Origin of the sequence: Aquipseudomonas alcaligenes NBRC 14159, assembly GCF_000467105.1 — a bacterium.
Taxonomy (GTDB): domain Bacteria; phylum Pseudomonadota; class Gammaproteobacteria; order Pseudomonadales; family Pseudomonadaceae; genus Aquipseudomonas; species Aquipseudomonas alcaligenes.
This window is the reverse complement of the sequence record NZ_BATI01000013.1, coordinates 35,896-51,393: the sequence shown is the minus strand read 5'-3', so window position 1 is coordinate 51,393 and position 15,498 is coordinate 35,896. Positions and strand designations below refer to the sequence as shown.

At 63.9% G+C, this 15,498-nt stretch carries 18 protein-coding genes; 14 read left to right on the top strand and 4 right to left on the bottom strand.

Annotated elements, in window-relative coordinates:
• Positions 1–696: 696 nt before the first annotated feature.
• Both PA6_RS09425 and PA6_RS09420 read left to right on the top strand, forming a co-directional pair.
• Entirely contained in the window at positions 697–1,122 is a 426-nt protein-coding gene (locus PA6_RS09425) for an HIT family protein (protein WP_021700676.1), read from the top strand.
• Positions 1,123–1,125: 3 nt separating this feature from the next.
• Positions 1,126–1,332, top strand: coding sequence for a SlyX family protein (locus tag PA6_RS09420; RefSeq protein WP_021700675.1), 207 nt, complete (start codon positions 1,126–1,128; stop codon positions 1,330–1,332).
• A 45-nt stretch (positions 1,333–1,377) separates the two neighbouring features.
• Here the strand turns inward: PA6_RS09420 and PA6_RS24770 are convergent, their stop codons facing one another.
• From PA6_RS24770 to PA6_RS09400, 4 genes are all read right to left on the bottom strand, one after another.
• Positions 1,378–1,986, bottom strand: coding sequence for a cold-shock protein (locus PA6_RS24770; RefSeq protein WP_021700674.1), 609 nt, complete (start codon positions 1,984–1,986; stop codon positions 1,378–1,380).
• A gap of 140 nt (positions 1,987–2,126) precedes the next feature.
• On the bottom strand, positions 2,127–3,194 hold the full coding sequence (locus PA6_RS09410; RefSeq protein ID WP_021700673.1) for a GGDEF domain-containing protein: 1,068 nt from the start codon (positions 3,192–3,194) through the stop codon (positions 2,127–2,129).
• Positions 3,195–3,300: 106 nt separating this feature from the next.
• Positions 3,301–3,771, bottom strand: a complete 471-nt coding sequence (locus PA6_RS09405; protein ID WP_021700672.1) for a Dps family protein — start codon at positions 3,769–3,771, stop codon at positions 3,301–3,303.
• 132 nt (positions 3,772–3,903) lie between these two features.
• Entirely contained in the window at positions 3,904–5,019 is a 1,116-nt protein-coding gene (locus PA6_RS09400) for an HD domain-containing phosphohydrolase (RefSeq protein WP_021700671.1), read from the bottom strand.
• 258 nt (positions 5,020–5,277) lie between these two features.
• Here PA6_RS09400 and aspS point away from each other — a divergent pair, with 258 nt between their 5' ends.
• The 12 genes from aspS to ybgF all read left to right on the top strand — a co-directional run bounded on the left by aspS (position 5,278) and on the right by ybgF (position 15,479).
• Positions 5,278–7,053 carry an aspartate--tRNA ligase gene (gene aspS / locus PA6_RS09395; protein WP_021700670.1) on the top strand — a complete coding sequence of 592 codons (1,776 nt, stop codon included), beginning with the start codon at positions 5,278–5,280 and terminating at the stop codon, positions 7,051–7,053.
• A 77-nt stretch (positions 7,054–7,130) separates the two neighbouring features.
• Positions 7,131–7,880, top strand: a complete 750-nt coding sequence (locus PA6_RS09390; RefSeq protein ID WP_021700669.1) for a YebC/PmpR family DNA-binding transcriptional regulator — start codon at positions 7,131–7,133, stop codon at positions 7,878–7,880.
• A 125-nt stretch (positions 7,881–8,005) separates the two neighbouring features.
• Complete coding sequence (ruvC, locus tag PA6_RS09385; RefSeq protein ID WP_021700668.1) at positions 8,006–8,530, top strand: crossover junction endodeoxyribonuclease RuvC; 525 nt, start codon at positions 8,006–8,008, stop codon at positions 8,528–8,530.
• A gap of 18 nt (positions 8,531–8,548) precedes the next feature.
• Positions 8,549–9,154 carry a Holliday junction branch migration protein RuvA gene (gene ruvA / locus PA6_RS09380; protein WP_021700667.1) on the top strand — a complete coding sequence of 202 codons (606 nt, stop codon included), beginning with the start codon at positions 8,549–8,551 and terminating at the stop codon, positions 9,152–9,154.
• A 3-nt stretch (positions 9,155–9,157) separates the two neighbouring features.
• Positions 9,158–10,207, top strand: a complete 1,050-nt coding sequence (gene ruvB / locus PA6_RS09375) for a Holliday junction branch migration DNA helicase RuvB (protein ID WP_021700666.1) — start codon at positions 9,158–9,160, stop codon at positions 10,205–10,207.
• 53 nt (positions 10,208–10,260) lie between these two features.
• Positions 10,261–10,704: a tol-pal system-associated acyl-CoA thioesterase gene (gene ybgC, locus PA6_RS09370; RefSeq protein ID WP_021700665.1), complete on the top strand. Its 444-nt coding sequence runs from the start codon at positions 10,261–10,263 to the stop codon at positions 10,702–10,704.
• 31 nt (positions 10,705–10,735) lie between these two features.
• Positions 10,736–11,407, top strand: a complete 672-nt coding sequence (tolQ, locus tag PA6_RS09365; protein WP_043216495.1) for a protein TolQ — start codon at positions 10,736–10,738, stop codon at positions 11,405–11,407.
• 10 nt (positions 11,408–11,417) lie between these two features.
• Positions 11,418–11,876 carry a protein TolR gene (tolR, locus tag PA6_RS09360; RefSeq protein WP_021700663.1) on the top strand — a complete coding sequence of 153 codons (459 nt, stop codon included), beginning with the start codon at positions 11,418–11,420 and terminating at the stop codon, positions 11,874–11,876.
• Positions 11,876–12,805 (top strand): cell envelope integrity protein TolA, encoded by a 930-nt coding sequence (gene tolA / locus PA6_RS09355; RefSeq protein ID WP_021700662.1) that lies wholly within the window; start codon positions 11,876–11,878, stop codon positions 12,803–12,805. The genes tolR and tolA overlap by 1 nt, the downstream gene beginning before the upstream one ends.
• The gene (gene tolB, locus PA6_RS09350) at positions 12,802–14,103 is read left to right on the top strand and encodes a Tol-Pal system beta propeller repeat protein TolB (RefSeq protein WP_021700661.1); all 1,302 of its coding nucleotides are present in this window, start codon (positions 12,802–12,804) and stop codon (positions 14,101–14,103) included. The genes tolA and tolB overlap by 4 nt, the downstream gene beginning before the upstream one ends.
• A 56-nt stretch (positions 14,104–14,159) precedes the next feature.
• Positions 14,160–14,657: a peptidoglycan-associated lipoprotein Pal gene (gene pal / locus PA6_RS09345; RefSeq protein WP_021700660.1), complete on the top strand. Its 498-nt coding sequence runs from the start codon at positions 14,160–14,162 to the stop codon at positions 14,655–14,657.
• A 6-nt stretch (positions 14,658–14,663) separates the two neighbouring features.
• Positions 14,664–15,479 (top strand): tol-pal system protein YbgF, encoded by an 816-nt coding sequence (gene ybgF, locus PA6_RS09340; RefSeq protein WP_021700659.1) that lies wholly within the window; start codon positions 14,664–14,666, stop codon positions 15,477–15,479.
• The last annotated feature ends 19 nt before the right edge of the window (positions 15,480–15,498 follow it).

Below are 15,498 nucleotides of genomic sequence, written 5' to 3'. Positions count from 1 at the left end.
GTTGTTGTATGGGCGGCTCTTTCTTTTTGTGTCGGCGCTAACTTATAGCACGCTGATTTAAGTTGGCGACAGATATCATTGATTCCCTACGCTTTATTCAATTGCGTGTCGCAAAATTGCAATTGCGGTGTCGCTTTTCTGTAGGTTGTCGCCGCATGCGGCTCCCGCACCAGGCTGCTTCGAAAAGTCTGCAAATCCAATCGCTTAGGGGCTTTTGTCGTCCATGGCGAGTGTCGCGAACCGTTCGAGGGTTGCTCGGTACTGACGGTGCCAGTGCTAAAGCAACTTTCATGCACAAAATGCCGGTGCTGCAAAAAATATTCGTACTCGGCTTCCGGATCGCCTGATGGCGGCGGTCGAGCCGCTCCGGGCCTGGGTTTGCGTTCGCTTGAATGCAGTCATGGTGGCTGTCTTGCCCACTTGGGAGTAAACCGCAGGCGTTACCTGACGCTGGTGGAATTTACCCGCTGGTAACGCTTTTTCCTGTGCGCCTGTTCAATTTGTGGGCGTTGGAGGCTGCTCTGCTCGTTCCTGGGGCGCAGTGGGCGGGAGAGGTAGCGTGGCCAGGCGGTGGGTTGCAGTGGCGGTGCATTGTTTTGGGGCTGCCTGGTGCTGGCGAGCGGCAGGCGTTAGCCTTTCGCGAATGGATAGGTCTAACTCTGTTCACCCGCCGGTTACCCGCTCAAAGGACATACGATGTTTGCTCTCGACCCCCGCTTGCAACAGGACACCCTGGCTATCGGAGATTTTCCCTTATGCCGGCTGTTGCTGATGAACGACGCCAACTACCCCTGGTTCATTCTGGTGCCGAGGCGCGAGGCGGTCAGCGAGCTGTTTCATCTGGACCAGGCCGATCAGCAACAGCTATGGCTGGAAACCACGCGCCTGGCGGAAACGTTCAAGGATGCCTTCGTTGCCGACAAGATGAACGTTGCCACCCTGGGTAATGTGGTCAGTCAGCTACACATGCATGTGATCGTCCGGCGCCGAGACGACCCTGCGTGGCCCGCACCGGTCTGGGGGCGCCTGCCGGCACGTCCCTATGAGGTGGCCGAGATCGCCGCATTGCAGCAGCGCTTGCGGCTGGTGCTGACCAATGACTTCCAGTTTGCCGAGGGTTGAGAAATGGAGCTTGAGCAGCGCGTCATCGAGCTGGAAACCCGGCTCGCCTTTCAGGATGACACCATCACGGCGCTCAATGACGTGGTGGTGGAGCAGCAGCGTGTGCTGGAGCGTCTGCAGTTGCAGATTGCCGCTCTGGCACGTCGTCAGGAGGAAATGGCCGGCCAGTTCGGTATCGCCGAGGATGAGGCGCCGCCACCGCATTACTGAATAAATGAAAAAGCCCGCGTTCTGCGGGCTTTTTTATGGGGGCGTTCAGCGCTGGCCGGGCAGGGCCACTACCACGTCTTCGGCCTGCAGGCCCTTGTCGCGCTGCATGACCGAGAACTCGACGCGCTGGCCTTCGACCAGGATGCGGTGGCCCTCGCCGCGGATGGCGCGGAAGTGCACGAAGATGTCATCGCCCTGGTCGCGGGAAATGAAGCCGAAGCCCTTGGAGGTATTGAACCACTTCACCGTGCCGGTTTCGCGATTCTCGTCGAGCTCGCGGCGGGTGGTCTGGGGGCGCGGGTTGCGCTTGCCCAGGTTGATGGCCAGGTGCAGCAGGACTGCGGCCAGCAGTATGGCGAGGCTCAGGGCGACCGCCGGCTGGTTGCCGATCTGCGCCAGCGGGGCGAGCAGGATCAGTGCCTGCAGTACGCTGGCAAATACCAGCAGGGCCGATGCCAGGGCCTGCAGCTGGTTGCGCAGGCCGGCATGGCGTACCGGCAGCAACGGAGCCAGGAACAGGTTGGTCAGGCCGAACAGGGCCAGATAGAGCGCGTCGGGTTGTTGCAGGTAGGGCAGGGTTGCGCTGCGCAGGCTGGGCGCAAGGGACAGCAGCAGGGCGCCGCAGCCCGTGATCAGGTGAACGATCTTCAACATAGTCAAGAAACTCGCTTGTTCGAGATGGCTTATCGAGGAGCGGAGCCGGCGTGAACCCGATGAATGGATGCGACGGTCCGCCTATGCCGCCGTCGCGCGGCACAGGCAGTATTTAACCGCAAAGGGGATGGCCACTCAAATCAAGCGCTTAGCGCGGTTTCCGGGGTGGGTGGGTGGATCTGGTTGCGGCCATTGCGCTTGGCCTTGTAGAGCGCATCGTCGGCCCGGGTGACCAGGCTGTCGAAGGTGTCGCCCGGCTCGGCCAGGGCCAGGCCGAAGGATGCGGTGATGGTATCCAGTACCTTGTCGGTGCTGCGCACCTTGACCCGCAGTGCCTGGATTTTCTGGCGCAGCTGTTCGGCGAAGTCGCTGGCGGTGCCGATGTCGAAGCAGTCCTGGAGGATCACGCAGAATTCCTCGCCGCCGTAGCGGGCGGCCACGCCGCGGGCGGGCAGCAGGTCGCGCAGCAGTTGGCCGACGTGCTGCAGCACGCGGTCACCCAGGGGGTGGCCGTACTGGTCGTTGAACTGCTTGAAGTGGTCGATATCCAGCATCACCAGTGCCAGGCCCTTGGTGTCGCCGGCCAGTGCCTGTTCCAGCAGGCGGGTGAATGCATGGCGGTTGAAGACGTGGGTCAGGCTGTCCAGGGTGGCGGCGGCCTGGGCGCGCTCCAGCTGGCTGCGCAGGTTCTGGATCTCCGACTGGGCGGCGCGCAGGCGATAGAGGAACTGTTCCTGCTGATCCTGCATCTGCTGGGTGCTCAGCTGCAGCTCGTTGAGTACGCCGGGCAGGTCGTCGACTATCGGCTCCTGCAAGGCGGCCAGGCCCTGGGACAGGCTGGCCTGGTAGTGCTGGCTGCCACTGACGCTGCGTGCCACGCCGTGCTCGATGTCGTCGACCAGCTCGATCACCTGCTGCTGGCCGGTACGCGCCTCCTCCAGCTCGCCATGGATCACGTATTCACGGAACAGTTTGAGTGCGGTTTCCGGGGGGAAGCTGATGAAGTCGTTGACGATCTTGTCCAGGCGCCGGTTCAGCTCGGGCTCCTGGCCCTGGCAGTAGGTGTACCAGAGGGCGTAGTGCACCGGGTTCGGCGGGATGTCGTGGCGCACCATGTGCGGCACCGCCTGCTTGAGCAAGTCCGCGGCCTCGCGGGTTTCTTCCGGGTATTGCTCGAGGATGGAGGGAGCTTTCGGCGGCTGGCTCATGCACGTCACTGTGGGGTGGGGCGAATGGACAAAGAATAGAGTAGTTGGGGGCGGATCGCCTCGCAAAAGGCCCGGTCTGGCCGGGCCTTTCGTCTGCGCCGAGTGGTCAGGCCGCCAGCAGGCTGCGCAGCATCCAGGCGGTCTTCTCGTGCACCTGCATGCGCTGGGTCAGCAGGTCGGCGGTCGGTTCGTCACTGACCCGGTCCAGCAGCGGGAAGATGCCGCGGGCGGTGCGCACTACCGCTTCCTGCCCCTGGACCAGCAGTTTGATCATGTCCTCGGCGGAGGGTACGCCTTCCTCTTCCTTGATCGACGACAGGCGTGCGTAGGCGGCATAGGTGCCCGGTGCCGGGAAGCCCAGGGCGCGGATGCGCTCGGCTATCAGGTCCACCGCCAGGGCCAGCTCGGTGTACTGCGCCTCGAACATCAGGTGCAGGGTGTTGAACATCGGACCGGTGACGTTCCAGTGGAAATTGTGGGTCTTCAGGTACAGGGTGTAGGTGTCCGCCAGCAGGCGGGACAGTCCTTCGGCAATGGCGGCGCGGTCCTGTTCGGCGATGCCGATGTTGATTTCCATACCTTTATCTCCTCTCAGGTTGCCGGGGCAGACGCCCCCCTCGATGGCGGCAGCCTATCACAGGGCGGGCGGCGCTCGGCTTGTCTTGTGTCAATCGGGCTCATGGTCGCTGGCTATGGCGCTCGCCCGCTGTCACAGATGGGCCAGCTCCGGTCTGAGTTGCAAGGTGCGGTTGAAGTGCTCGACCCAGTGGCGGCTGAACTGCTGGCCGGCCAGGTTGTTGAGCTCGAGGATGGCGCGCAGGCGCGGGCGCTTGCTCAGGGTCTGGTGGGCGCGCTCGTGGGTGCGGGCGTCGAAAGTGTCGGTGATGTTCAGCAGCAGGGCGCCGGGGTGGATCTCGGCTTCGCGCAGGCCTTTCGGGTAGCCGCTGCCGTCCGCATGCTCCTGATGTTGCAGGATGATTTCGCGCGCGCTGGCCCAGGCCGGCATGTGTTTGAGCAGTTCACCGGCCAGGCGCGGGTGACTCTGCATCAGACGGCGCTCCTCGCGGCTGAGTGCGCTCCGCTTGTGCAGCAGGTCCAGTGGTAGAAAGGCCATGCCGAGGTCGTGCAGGCATACCGCGGCGGCCAGTTGTGCCGGCTCCACCGGTTCTCCGGCGCTGTGGTTGATGGCCAGCGTCAGTTCGAGCAGGCGCAGGCCGCGGCCATGCCAGAAGAACGAGCGATGCTCGCCGGCGCTCATCAGTTCGATGAAGAACTGCAGGTCGGCATCCAGGGCGATGGCGTGGCGTTCGAACAGTTGGCGGATCTGTTCCTGGCTGGCGACCTCGGCCGGTTGCAAACGGGTGCTGGGGTCCAGGTGCTGCAGCAGGGTGCGGCGGATCTCGTCCTGCTGCGCCGGCGGGGCGGCCGCCAGCGCCCGCAGGGCCTGGCACTGGCTGGCGATGCTGTGCGGATCGGGTGGCTCGGCCAGCCCCAGCGCCGCATCGATCAGGCTGCGCAGCTGGTCGAGGCTGAGCAGCAGGATGTCGCCGAGCAGGCTGTCGAAGTGCAGGGCGCCCCCGCGCAGACGCTCGAGCACGTCCTCCATGGCCTGTGGCAGCGGCAGCAGGTTGTTCAGCTCGACATAGCCCAGGCTGCCCTTGATGGTATGTACCAGGCGGAACAGTTCGCGCAGGCGCGAGCTGTCGTCGGGAAAGCGTTCCAGCTCGATCAGCAGCTGCTCGCAGCGCGGCAGCTGCTCGGCGGTGTCGAGGCGGAACTCCTCCAGCAGTTCACTGGGGATGTCGGCGGTGCGGGGTAGGGCCATGGGCGGTCTCCGCGAGGCGGGAGTATCAGTATAGGAAGGTGCCGCATGGTCGCGCGGGCGGTGGGCTGCGCCTGGGCGATTAACCCTATATAATCGCGCCCCTTGTTGCGGATGCGGAATCGCACCGATCACGGCGCCTGGGCGCCATTGGTCGCCTGTTTCTGCTGTTTCCCCTCCGAATTGCAGAAAATGCCTGCTGCCTGTCGGGGTTTGCCCCGGGCGCGAATTCAAGACTGATTAGAGAAGCGAACCACGATCATGATGCGCAGCCACTATTGCGGCCAGTTGAACGAGAGCCTGGACGGCCAGGAAATCACCCTTTGCGGTTGGGTCCATCGCCGTCGCGACCATGGTGGCGTGATCTTCCTCGACATTCGCGACCGTGAAGGCCTGGCCCAGGTGGTATTCGACCCGGATCGCGCCGAGACCTTCGCCAAGGCCGACCGCGTGCGCAGCGAATACGTGGTCAAGATCACCGGCAAGGTGCGTCTGCGCCCGGCCGGTGCGGTCAACCCGAACATGGCCAGCGGCGCCATCGAGGTGCTGGGCTACGAGCTGGACGTGCTCAACGAGGCGGAAACCCCGCCGTTCCCGCTCAACGAATACACCGATGTCGGCGAGGAAACCCGCCTGCGCTACCGCTTCGTCGACCTGCGCCGCCCGGAAATGGCCGAGAAGCTCAAGCTGCGTTCGCGCATCACCAGCAGCATCCGTCGCTACCTGGACGACAACGGCTTCCTCGACGTCGAGACCCCGATCCTGACCCGCGCCACCCCGGAGGGCGCGCGTGACTACCTGGTGCCGAGCCGTACCCATGCCGGCAGCTTCTTCGCCCTGCCGCAGTCGCCGCAGCTGTTCAAGCAACTGCTGATGGTGGCCGGCTTCGACCGCTACTACCAGATTGCCAAGTGCTTCCGCGACGAGGACCTGCGTGCCGATCGTCAGCCGGAATTCACCCAGATCGACCTGGAAACCAGCTTCCTCGACGAAAACGACATCATGGGCATCACCGAGACCATGATCCGCAACCTGTTCAAGGAAGTTCTGGGCGTCGAGTTCGGCCCGCTGCCGCACATGACCCTGGCCGAGGCCATGCGCCGCTTCGGCTCCGACAAGCCGGACCTGCGTATTCCGCTGGAGCTGGTGGATGTCGCCGACCAGCTCAAGGAAGTCGAGTTCAAGGTGTTCTCCGGTCCGGCCAACGATCCCAAGGGGCGCGTCGCCGCCCTGCGCGTGCCGGGTGCCGCGTCCATGCCGCGCAGCCAGATCGACGACTACACCAAGTTCGTCGGCAACTACGGTGCCAAGGGCCTGGCCTACATCAAGGTCAACGAGCGCGCCAAGGGCGTCGAGGGCCTGCAGTCGCCGATCGTCAAGTTCATCCCGGAAGACAACCTCAAGGTCATCCTCGACCGTGTCGGTGCCGTCGACGGCGACATCGTGTTCTTCGGCGCCGACCGCGCCAAGGTGGTCTGTGATGCCCTGGGTGCCCTGCGCATCAAGGTCGGTCACGACCTCAACCTGCTCACCTGCGAGTGGGCGCCGCTGTGGGTGGTCGACTTCCCGATGTTCGAGGAGAACGACGACGGCAGCCTGACTGCCATGCACCACCCCTTCACCGCGCCCAAGTGCAGCCCGGCCGAGCTCGAGGCCAACCCGGCCGCGGCCCTGTCGCGCGCCTACGACATGGTGCTCAACGGTACCGAGCTGGGTGGCGGTTCGATCCGTATCCACGACAAGACCATGCAGCAGACCGTGTTCCGCGTGCTGGGCATCAGCGAGGAGGAGCAGCAGGAGAAATTCGGCTTCCTGCTGGACGCCCTCAAGTACGGTGCGCCGCCCCATGGCGGCCTGGCCTTCGGCCTGGATCGCCTGGTGATGCTGATGACCGGCGCCAGCTCGATCCGCGAAGTGATCGCCTTCCCGAAAACCCAGAGCGCGGCCTGTGTCATGACCCAGGCGCCGGGGGTGGTGGACAACAAGGCGCTGCGCGAGCTGCACATCCGCCTGCGCGAGCAGGCCAAGGCCGAGTGAGTCGAACAGGAGCCTGGCATGCCAGGCTCCTTGCATTCTGCTAGAGCAAAACTGATCTGAAACAGACGGAGTGAGTTATGGCCGGTCATTCCAAATGGGCCAACATCAAGCACCGCAAGGGGCGTCAGGACGCCAAGCGTGGCAAGATCTTCACCAAGCTGATCCGCGAGCTGACCGTGGCCGCCAAGCATGGCGGCGGCGTGCCGGCGGACAACCCGCGCCTGCGCCTGGCAGTGGACAAGGCCCTCACGGCCAATATGTCGCGCGATGTGATCGACCGCGCCATCGCTCGCGGCACCGGCAACACCGAAGCCGACAACATGGTCGAGCTGAGCTACGAGGGTTATGCGCCGAGTGGCGTGGCCATCATCATCGAAGCCATGACCGACAACCGCAACCGCACCGCCGCCGACGTGCGCCATGCCTTCACCAAGTGTGGTGGCAACCTGGGCACCGATGGTTCCGTGGCCTACATGTTCGAGCGCAAGGGGCAGATCAGCTTCGCCCCCGGCGTGAACGAGGACGCCCTGATGGAGGCGGCCCTGGAGGCCGGCGCCGACGATGTGGAGATGGGCGAGGACGGTTCGGCGCTGGTGTCGACCAGTTTCGCCGACTTCCTGGCGGTCAACGAGGCGCTCACCGCCGCCGGTTTCAAGGGCGAAGAGGCCGAGGTGGCGATGATTCCGTCGACCATGGCGCCGATCACCGACCTGGACACCGCCAAGAAGGTGCTCAAGCTGATCGACATGTTGGAAGACCTGGACGACGTGCAGAACGTCTACCACAACGCAGAAATCTCCGACGAGATCATGGAGCAGCTCGACTGATCGCGGCTCGTCGACCAAGGCCGGAAGTCGCCTCGCGCGCTTCCGGCTTTTTTATATCGGCGGCGCTCCGTATACTCGCGGCTGGATAAATAGACAGTGCCTTGGTGCGCGGAGCTGAACCCGGCATGACCCTGATTCTTGGCATCGACCCCGGCTCGCGCATCACCGGCTACGGCGTGGTGCGCGACACCGGGCGCGGCTGCGAATACGTGGCCTCCGGCTGCATCCGCACCGGCGAGGGCGATCTGGCCAGCCGCCTGCAGAAGGTGTTTCGCGGCGTGGGCGAGGTGATTCGCCTGCACGAGCCGGTGACCATGGGCATCGAGCAGGTGTTCATGGCGAAGAACGCCGATTCCGCGCTCAAGCTCGGCCAGGCGCGTGGCGCGGCGATAGTCGCCGGCATCGAGGCTGGGCTGGATGTCAGCGAGTACACCGCCAGCCAGGTCAAGCAGGCCATCGCCGGTACCGGCGGGGCGGACAAGCAGCAGGTGATGATGATGGTCATGCACCTGCTCAGGCTCACCCAGAAGCCGCAGATCGACGCATCCGACGCCCTGGCCATCGCCCTCTGCCACGCCCATCACCGGCAGAGCCTGATTCCCCACGGCCTGCTTGGCGCCAAACGGCGCAGCGGCCGCCTGCGCCTGTAAACAGAAGGAAGCGAATTCGTGATTGGACGCCTCAAGGGCACCCTGGCGGAGAAGCAGCCGCCGCATTTGATCCTCGACGTGAATGGTGTCGGCTACGAGCTGGAGGTGCCGATGACGACCCTCTACCGTCTGCCGGCGGTGGGGCAGGGGGTGACGCTGCATACCCATCTGGTGGTGCGCGAGGATGCTCACCTGCTCTATGGCTTCTTCGAGAAGCGTGAACGCGAGCTGTTCCGCGAGCTGATCCGCCTCAATGGCGTCGGCCCCAAGCTGGCTCTGGCGCTGATGTCCGGGCTGGAAGTGGATGAGCTGGTGCGCTGCGTGCAGGCCCAGGATACCTCGACCCTGGTGAAGATCCCCGGGGTCGGCAAGAAGACCGCCGAGCGCCTGCTGGTGGAGCTCAAGGATCGCTTCAAGGCTTGGGAGACCATGCCGTCCATCGCCACGCTGGTGGTGGAACCTCGTGCCGGCGTGGCAGTCTCAAGCGCGGAGAACGATGCCTTGAGCGCATTGATCGCCCTCGGCTTCAAGCCGCAGGAAGCCAGCAAGGCCGTGGCGGCGATCAAGGAAGAGGGTCTGTCCAGTGAAGAAATGATCCGTCGAGCCCTCAAGGGCATGGTCTAAGCAGTGATCGAAGCCGACCGTCTCATTACCGCCAGCAGCCGCGACCGCGACGAGCAGCTGGATCGCGCCATCCGCCCCCTGGCGCTTGCCGAATACATCGGCCAGCCGGTGGTGCGCGAGCAGATGGAGCTGTTCATCCAGGCCGCCAAGAACCGCCAGGAAGCCTTGGATCACACCCTGATATTCGGCCCGCCCGGCCTGGGCAAGACCACCCTGGCCAATATCATCGCCCAGGAAATGGGCGTGTCGATCAAGAGCACCTCCGGCCCGGTGCTGGAGCGCCCGGGCGACCTGGCGGCGCTGTTGACCAATCTGGAGGCCGGCGACGTGCTGTTCGTCGACGAGATCCATCGCCTGTCGCCGGTGGTCGAGGAAGTGCTGTATCCGGCCATGGAGGACTTCCAGCTCGACATCATGATCGGCGAGGGCCCGGCTGCCCGCTCGATCAAGCTCGACCTGCCACCCTTCACCCTGGTCGGCGCCACCACCCGCGCCGGCATGCTGACCAACCCGCTGCGCGACCGTTTCGGCATCGTCCAGCGCCTGGAGTTCTATTCCAGCGAGGACCTGGCCACCATCGTCAGCCGTTCGGCCGGCATCCTCGGGCTGCATATCGACCCCGAAGGCGCCTTCGAGATCGCTCGTCGCGCCCGTGGCACGCCGCGTATCGCCAACCGCCTGCTGCGCCGCGTGCGCGACTTCGCCGAGGTGCGCGCCGGCGGGCAGATCAGCCGCAGCATCGCCGACCAGGCGCTGAACATGCTGGATGTCGACGAACGTGGCTTCGACCACCAGGACCGGCGTCTACTGCTGGCCATGATCGACAAGTTCGATGGCGGACCGGTGGGTATCGACAACCTGGCGGCGGCCATCGGCGAGGAGCGCGGCACCATCGAGGACGTGCTCGAGCCGTACCTGATCCAGCAGGGCTACATCATGCGCACGCCGCGGGGCAGGGTGGTGACGCGGCATGCCTACCTGCACTTCGGCCTGAATCTGCCGAAGCGCCTGGGCGAGGCGCCGGTCGCGGACCTGTTCGGCGGCGACGAATAGTTGCAAAACAACGGCTTGCCCGGATTGGCAAGGCCAGGAGTAAACACTAGAGTATGCGCGCGCAAAACGAGGCCCAGCCTTTTGCCCTCAAGTGTCGGGTGTATTACGAGGACACCGATGCCGGCGGCATCGTCTACTACGTCAACTACCTCAAGTTTATGGAGCGGGCTCGTACCGAGTGCCTGCGCAGTCTGGGCTTCGCCCAGTCGCAGCTGGCGGGGGAGAACCTGCTGTTCGTCGTGCATTCCGCCGAGGCGCGCTATCACGCGCCGGCCCGGCTGGACGACGAACTTTTTATCACGGCCGAGGTGATCGAGTTAAACCGTGCCAGCCTGCGCTTTCGTCAACAGGTGCGGCGGGCAACGGATGAGGCGCTGCTCTGCGAGGGGCAGTTCGTGGTGGCCTGTGTGCGCACCGACAATTTGAAACCCCGTGCCATTCCCGAGGCGCTGCGTGCAGCCTTCGCCGGCATGGGTCAAGTCACAGCAGGAGAGTAGCGTGGAAGCAACAGCCAACGCCGTTGACCATATGTCGATGTGGAGCCTGATCAGCAACGCCAGTCTGGTGGTGCAGCTGGTCATGCTGAGCCTGGTCGCCGCCTCGGTGGTGTCCTGGATCATGATCTTCCAGCGCAGCACCATGCTGCGTGCGGCGAAGAAGTCGCTGGAGGTGTTCGAGGAGCGCTTCTGGTCGGGCATCGACCTGTCCAAGCTGTACCGCCAGGCCGGCAGCAACCCGGACCCGGATTGCGGCGTCGAGCAGATCTTCCGCGCCGGCTTCAAGGAATTCTCCCGCCTGCGCCAGCAGTCCGGCGTCGATCCGGATGCGGTGATGGACGGCGTGGCCCGTGCCATGCGCGTGGCCATCTCGCGTGAGGAAGAGAAGCTCGAGCAGAGCCTGCCGTTCCTCGCTACCGTCGGCTCCACCAGCCCTTATATCGGCCTGTTCGGTACCGTGTGGGGCATCATGAACTCCTTCCGTGGCCTGGCCCAGGTGCAGCAGGCGACCCTGGCCACCGTGGCCCCGGGTATCGCCGAGGCGCTGATCGCTACCGCCATCGGCCTGTTCGCGGCCATTCCGGCGGTGATCGCCTACAACCGCTTCTCCGCCGGTGGCGATCGCCTGATCAGCCGTTACTACACCTTCGCTGACGAGTTCCAGGCGATCCTGCACCGCAAAGTGCACACCAGCGAGGACTGAGGCTCAGCCCATGGCCAGAATTCGCAACAGACGCAAGCCGGTCGCCGAGATGAACGTCGTGCCTTATATCGACGTGATGCTGGTGCTGCTGGTGATCTTCATGGTGACCGCGCCGATGCTCAACCAGGGCGTCAAGGTCGACCTGCCCAAGGTCTCCAGCGAGGTGCTGCCGCAGGACAACAACTCCCGCGTGCTGACCATCTCGATCAAGGCCGACAAGACCTACTACTGGAACATGGGCGACGAAGTCGATCCGGACCAGGGCAAGGCCAGCGAAACCGCCACCGCACTGCCGGCACTGGTGCAGACGGTGAGCGCGATCATGAGCCAGAACGCTGCCCAGGGTAAGAAGGTCCAGGTCTTCGTACGCGGCGACAAGGCGGTCGACTACGGCTCGGTCATGGCCGTTATGGGCGGCCTGCAGGAAGCCGGCGTGGGCAACGTCGGGCTGATCACCGAGGCGCCCTGATGCAGCAGAAGAGCGTGCGCTCCTCGTCGGAAAGCTATTTCTGGCCAACGGTCTGGGCCGTGACCATTCACGTCCTGCTGTTCGCCATGCTGTTCGTCAGCTTCCACTTTGCTCCCGAGCTGCCGCCGGCTAAGCCGATCGTCGAAGCTACTTTGTATCGAATGAAGTCGCAGAGTCAGGCCACCACCCAAACCCCTCAGAAGATCGCCGGCGAAGCGCAGAAAACCAAGGCTCGCCAGTACGAGGTGGAGCAGATGGAGACCAAGAAGGAAGAGCAGAAGAAGCAGGAAGCGGCGGAACAAAAGAAAGTCGAGGCGGCCAAACAGGCTGAGGCCAAGAAAGCCGAAGAGGCGAAGAAGGCAGCCGAGCAGAAGAAACTGGCCGATATCGCCAAGAAAAAGTCCGAGGAAGAGAAGAAGAAAGCCGCCGTCGAGGAAGCCAAGAAGAAGGCTTATGAGGCGGAGAAGAAAAAGGCCGAGGCGGCGAAGAAGAAGCTCGCAGAAGCAGAGAAGAAGCGTAAGCAGCAAGAGGCTGCGCGCAAAGCGGCAAATGATCAGAAGGCGCAGGCCCTGGCCGAGCTGTTGGGCGATACCACCGAGCGGCAGCAGGCGCAGGCCGATGAGGTGGGCGACCAAGTTGCCGGAAACTACGATGACTTAATCCGGCGTTATGTTGCGCAAGTTTGGAATCGGCCGCCATCAGCGAGAAATGGCATGAGTGTGACTGTGCAGGTGAATATGCTGCCCGGTGGGCTCATTTCCAATGTGTCGGTGGTGCGTTCGAGTGGTGACGTTTCATTTGATAATTCCGCGGTAACTGCTGTCCGTAGTGTTGGGCAGATTGCTGAAATGCAGGGTATCAGTTCGTCTGATTTCGCCCCCTACCGCTCGTTCAAAATGACCTTTACACCAGAGGATCTGGATCTGTGATTAATTTTCTTCGAGGTTTGCTCGTTGTTCTTTGCTGCGCAGCAGGCTTGGCTGTTGCCGAAGAGAAGAACATTTCTGTTACTTTCGGCGCAGACCGTGCCATTCCCATCGCCGTAGTGCCCTTTGGCTGGCAGGGTGGCACCGTGCTGCCCGAGGACCTGGCCACCGTGATCGGCAACGACCTGCGCAACAGCGGCATGTACGAGCCTATTCCGCGGCAGAACATGATCAGCCTGCCGACCTCGGCGGCCGAGATCATCTACCGCGACTGGCAGGCCCTGGGCGCCCAGTACGTGATGGTCGGCAGCATCGCGCCGAGCGGCGCGCGCCTGCAGGTGCAGTTCGCCCTGTTCAACGTGGCGACCCAGCAGCAAGTGGTGGCCGGCACCGTCGGTGGCACCACCGACCAGCTGCGTGACATGGCCCACCATATCGCCGACCAGGCCTTCGAGAAGCTCACCGGCATCAAGGGCGCCTTCTCCACCAAGATGCTCTACGTCACCGCTGAGCGTTTCGGTGTGAACAACACCCGCTACACCCTGCAGCGCTCGGACTACGACGGCGCCCGTGGCGTGACCCTGCTGCAGTCGCGTGAGCCGATCCTGTCGCCGCGTTACGCGCCGGATGGCCGCCGCATCGCCTATGTGTCCTTCGAGCAGCGTCGCCCGCGCATCTTCATGCAGCACATCGACACCGGTCGCCGCGAGCAGCTGACCAACTTCGAGGGCCTCAACGGTGCCCCGGCCTTCTCGCCGGATGGCAATCGCCTGGCCTTCGTGTTGTCCAAGGACGGCAACCCGGAGATCTATGTGATGGACCTGGGCAGCCGCCAGATCCAGCGCGTGACCAATTCCGGCTCGATCGAGACCGAGCCGTTCTGGGGCAAGGACGGGCAGACCCTGTACTTCACCAGCGACCGCGCCGGCAAGCCGCAGATCTACAAGCAGAGCATCTACGGCGGCGCGGCCCAGCGTGTGACCTTCACCGGCAACTACAACGCCAACCCGAAGCTGTCGGCCGACGAGAAGACCCTGGTGATGATTCACCGCCAGGACGGTTTCACCAACTTCAAGGTGGCCGCCCAGGACCTGGTGACCAGTCGCCTGCGCATTCTTTCCGAGACCAGCCTGGACGACTCGCCCACTGTTGCGCCCAATGGCACCATGCTAATCTACGCCACCCGCCAGCAGGGTCGCGGAGTGCTGATGCTCGTGTCCACCAATGGACGCGTCAGGCTGCCGATTCCCACCGCGCAAGGTGATGTTCGGGAGCCGTCCTGGTCTCCCTTCCTGAACTGATGCGGTAACAACTTTTTCTGCTGTAAACACACCTAGAACTCATTAGGAGCTCCACCATGGAAATGCTGAAATTTGGCAAATTTGCCGCTCTGAGCCTGGCCCTGGCCGTGGCTGTTGGTTGCTCGTCCAAAGGCGGCGACAACTCCGGCGAAGGCGCTGTTGACCCGAACGCTGGCTACAACGCCAACGGCAGCGGCGTTGACGGTGCTCTGAGCGAAGAAGCCGCTCTGCGCGCCATTACCACCTTCTACTTCGAGTACGACAGCTCCGACCTGAAGCCGGAAGCCATGCGCGCTCTGGACGTACACGCCAAGGACCTGAAAGGCAACGGCGCTCGCGTCGTTCTGGAAGGCCACACCGACGAGCGCGGCACCCGCGAGTACAACATGGCTCTGGGCGAGCGTCGTGCCAAGGCCGTTCAGCGCTACCTGGTTCTGCAGGGCGTTTCCCCGGCTCAGCTGGAACTGGTTTCCTACGGTGAAGAGCGTCCGGTTGCTACCGGTAGCGACGAGTCCTCCTGGGCTCAGAACCGCCGCGTCGAACTGCGCAAGTAATTCGCCATGCGTAAGTGCCCTCGTGTCCTGACCTCTCTGGTATTCGCCCTGCCGCTTGCGGCGGTGGCGGAGGTTCCCGTGGTGGATGGCGGCTCGGCGAGCAGCTATCCGCCGGTCGGTTACGGTACGAGCGGCGCCTACGCCGGAGCCGGGGCAGCCGCCCCGGTTTCGGCGCAGGGCGAGCTGTTCATGCAACTGCAGCAGATGCAGCAGGACATCGCGCAACTGCGTGGCCTGGTTGAAGAACAGCAAAACGAGATCGCACGCCTCAAGCAGGAAAGCCAGGCGCGTTATCAGGATCTCGACAGCCGCCTGCAAGGCGGTGCCGCCGGTGCTCCACAGGCACCTGCACAGAATTCCCCGGCCGATGGCGCGATCAACGCCGCCGGCACTCCCGCTGCCCCGGCCCAGCAGGCGCCGGTCGCCAGCAACGAACCGGCCGACCCGGCGAAGGAAAAGCTCTACTACGATGCTGCCTTCGACCTGATCAAGGCCAAGGACTTTGCCAAGGCCAGCCAGGCCTTCGAAGGTTTCCTGCGCAAGTTCCCGCAGAGCCAGTACGCCGGCAATGCCCAGTACTGGTTGGGTGAGGTGAACCTGGCCCAGGGCAATCTGCAAGGCGCTGGCAAGGCCTTCGCGCAGGTGGCGGCCAGCTACCCGACTCACGCCAAGGTGCCGGACTCGCTGTTCAAGCTGGCTGACGTCGAGCAGCGTCTGGGCAATACCGATCGCGCCAAGGGCATCCTGCAGCAGCTGATCGCCCAGTACCCCGGTTCTTCCGCCGCTCAGTTGGCGCAGCGCGACCTCCAGCGTCTGCCCTGACCCGGCCGTCGTTCGGTCA

Excerpts from the sequence above, each read along its gene's own strand:
- PA6_RS09425 (WP_021700676.1), top strand. The coding sequence starts at position 697 with ATGTTTGCTCTCGACCCCCGCTTGCAACAGGACACCCTGGCTATCGGA.
- PA6_RS09420 (WP_021700675.1), top strand. The coding sequence starts at position 1,126 with ATGGAGCTTGAGCAGCGCGTCATCGAGCTGGAAACCCGGCTCGCCTTT.
- PA6_RS24770 (WP_021700674.1), bottom strand. The coding sequence starts at position 1,986 with ATGTTGAAGATCGTTCACCTGATCACGGGCTGCGGCGCCCTGCTGCTG.
- PA6_RS09410 (WP_021700673.1), bottom strand. The coding sequence starts at position 3,194 with ATGAGCCAGCCGCCGAAAGCTCCCTCCATCCTCGAGCAATACCCGGAA.
- PA6_RS09405 (WP_021700672.1), bottom strand. The coding sequence starts at position 3,771 with ATGGAAATCAACATCGGCATCGCCGAACAGGACCGCGCCGCCATTGCC.
- PA6_RS09400 (WP_021700671.1), bottom strand. The coding sequence starts at position 5,019 with ATGGCCCTACCCCGCACCGCCGACATCCCCAGTGAACTGCTGGAGGAG.
- aspS (WP_021700670.1), top strand. The coding sequence starts at position 5,278 with ATGATGCGCAGCCACTATTGCGGCCAGTTGAACGAGAGCCTGGACGGC.
- PA6_RS09390 (WP_021700669.1), top strand. The coding sequence starts at position 7,131 with ATGGCCGGTCATTCCAAATGGGCCAACATCAAGCACCGCAAGGGGCGT.
- ruvC (WP_021700668.1), top strand. The coding sequence starts at position 8,006 with ATGACCCTGATTCTTGGCATCGACCCCGGCTCGCGCATCACCGGCTAC.
- ybgC (WP_021700665.1), top strand. The coding sequence starts at position 10,261 with ATGCGCGCGCAAAACGAGGCCCAGCCTTTTGCCCTCAAGTGTCGGGTG.
- tolQ (WP_043216495.1), top strand. The coding sequence starts at position 10,736 with ATGTCGATGTGGAGCCTGATCAGCAACGCCAGTCTGGTGGTGCAGCTG.
- tolR (WP_021700663.1), top strand. The coding sequence starts at position 11,418 with ATGGCCAGAATTCGCAACAGACGCAAGCCGGTCGCCGAGATGAACGTC.
- tolA (WP_021700662.1), top strand. The coding sequence starts at position 11,876 with ATGCAGCAGAAGAGCGTGCGCTCCTCGTCGGAAAGCTATTTCTGGCCA.
- pal (WP_021700660.1), top strand. The coding sequence starts at position 14,160 with ATGGAAATGCTGAAATTTGGCAAATTTGCCGCTCTGAGCCTGGCCCTG.
- ybgF (WP_021700659.1), top strand. The coding sequence starts at position 14,664 with ATGCGTAAGTGCCCTCGTGTCCTGACCTCTCTGGTATTCGCCCTGCCG.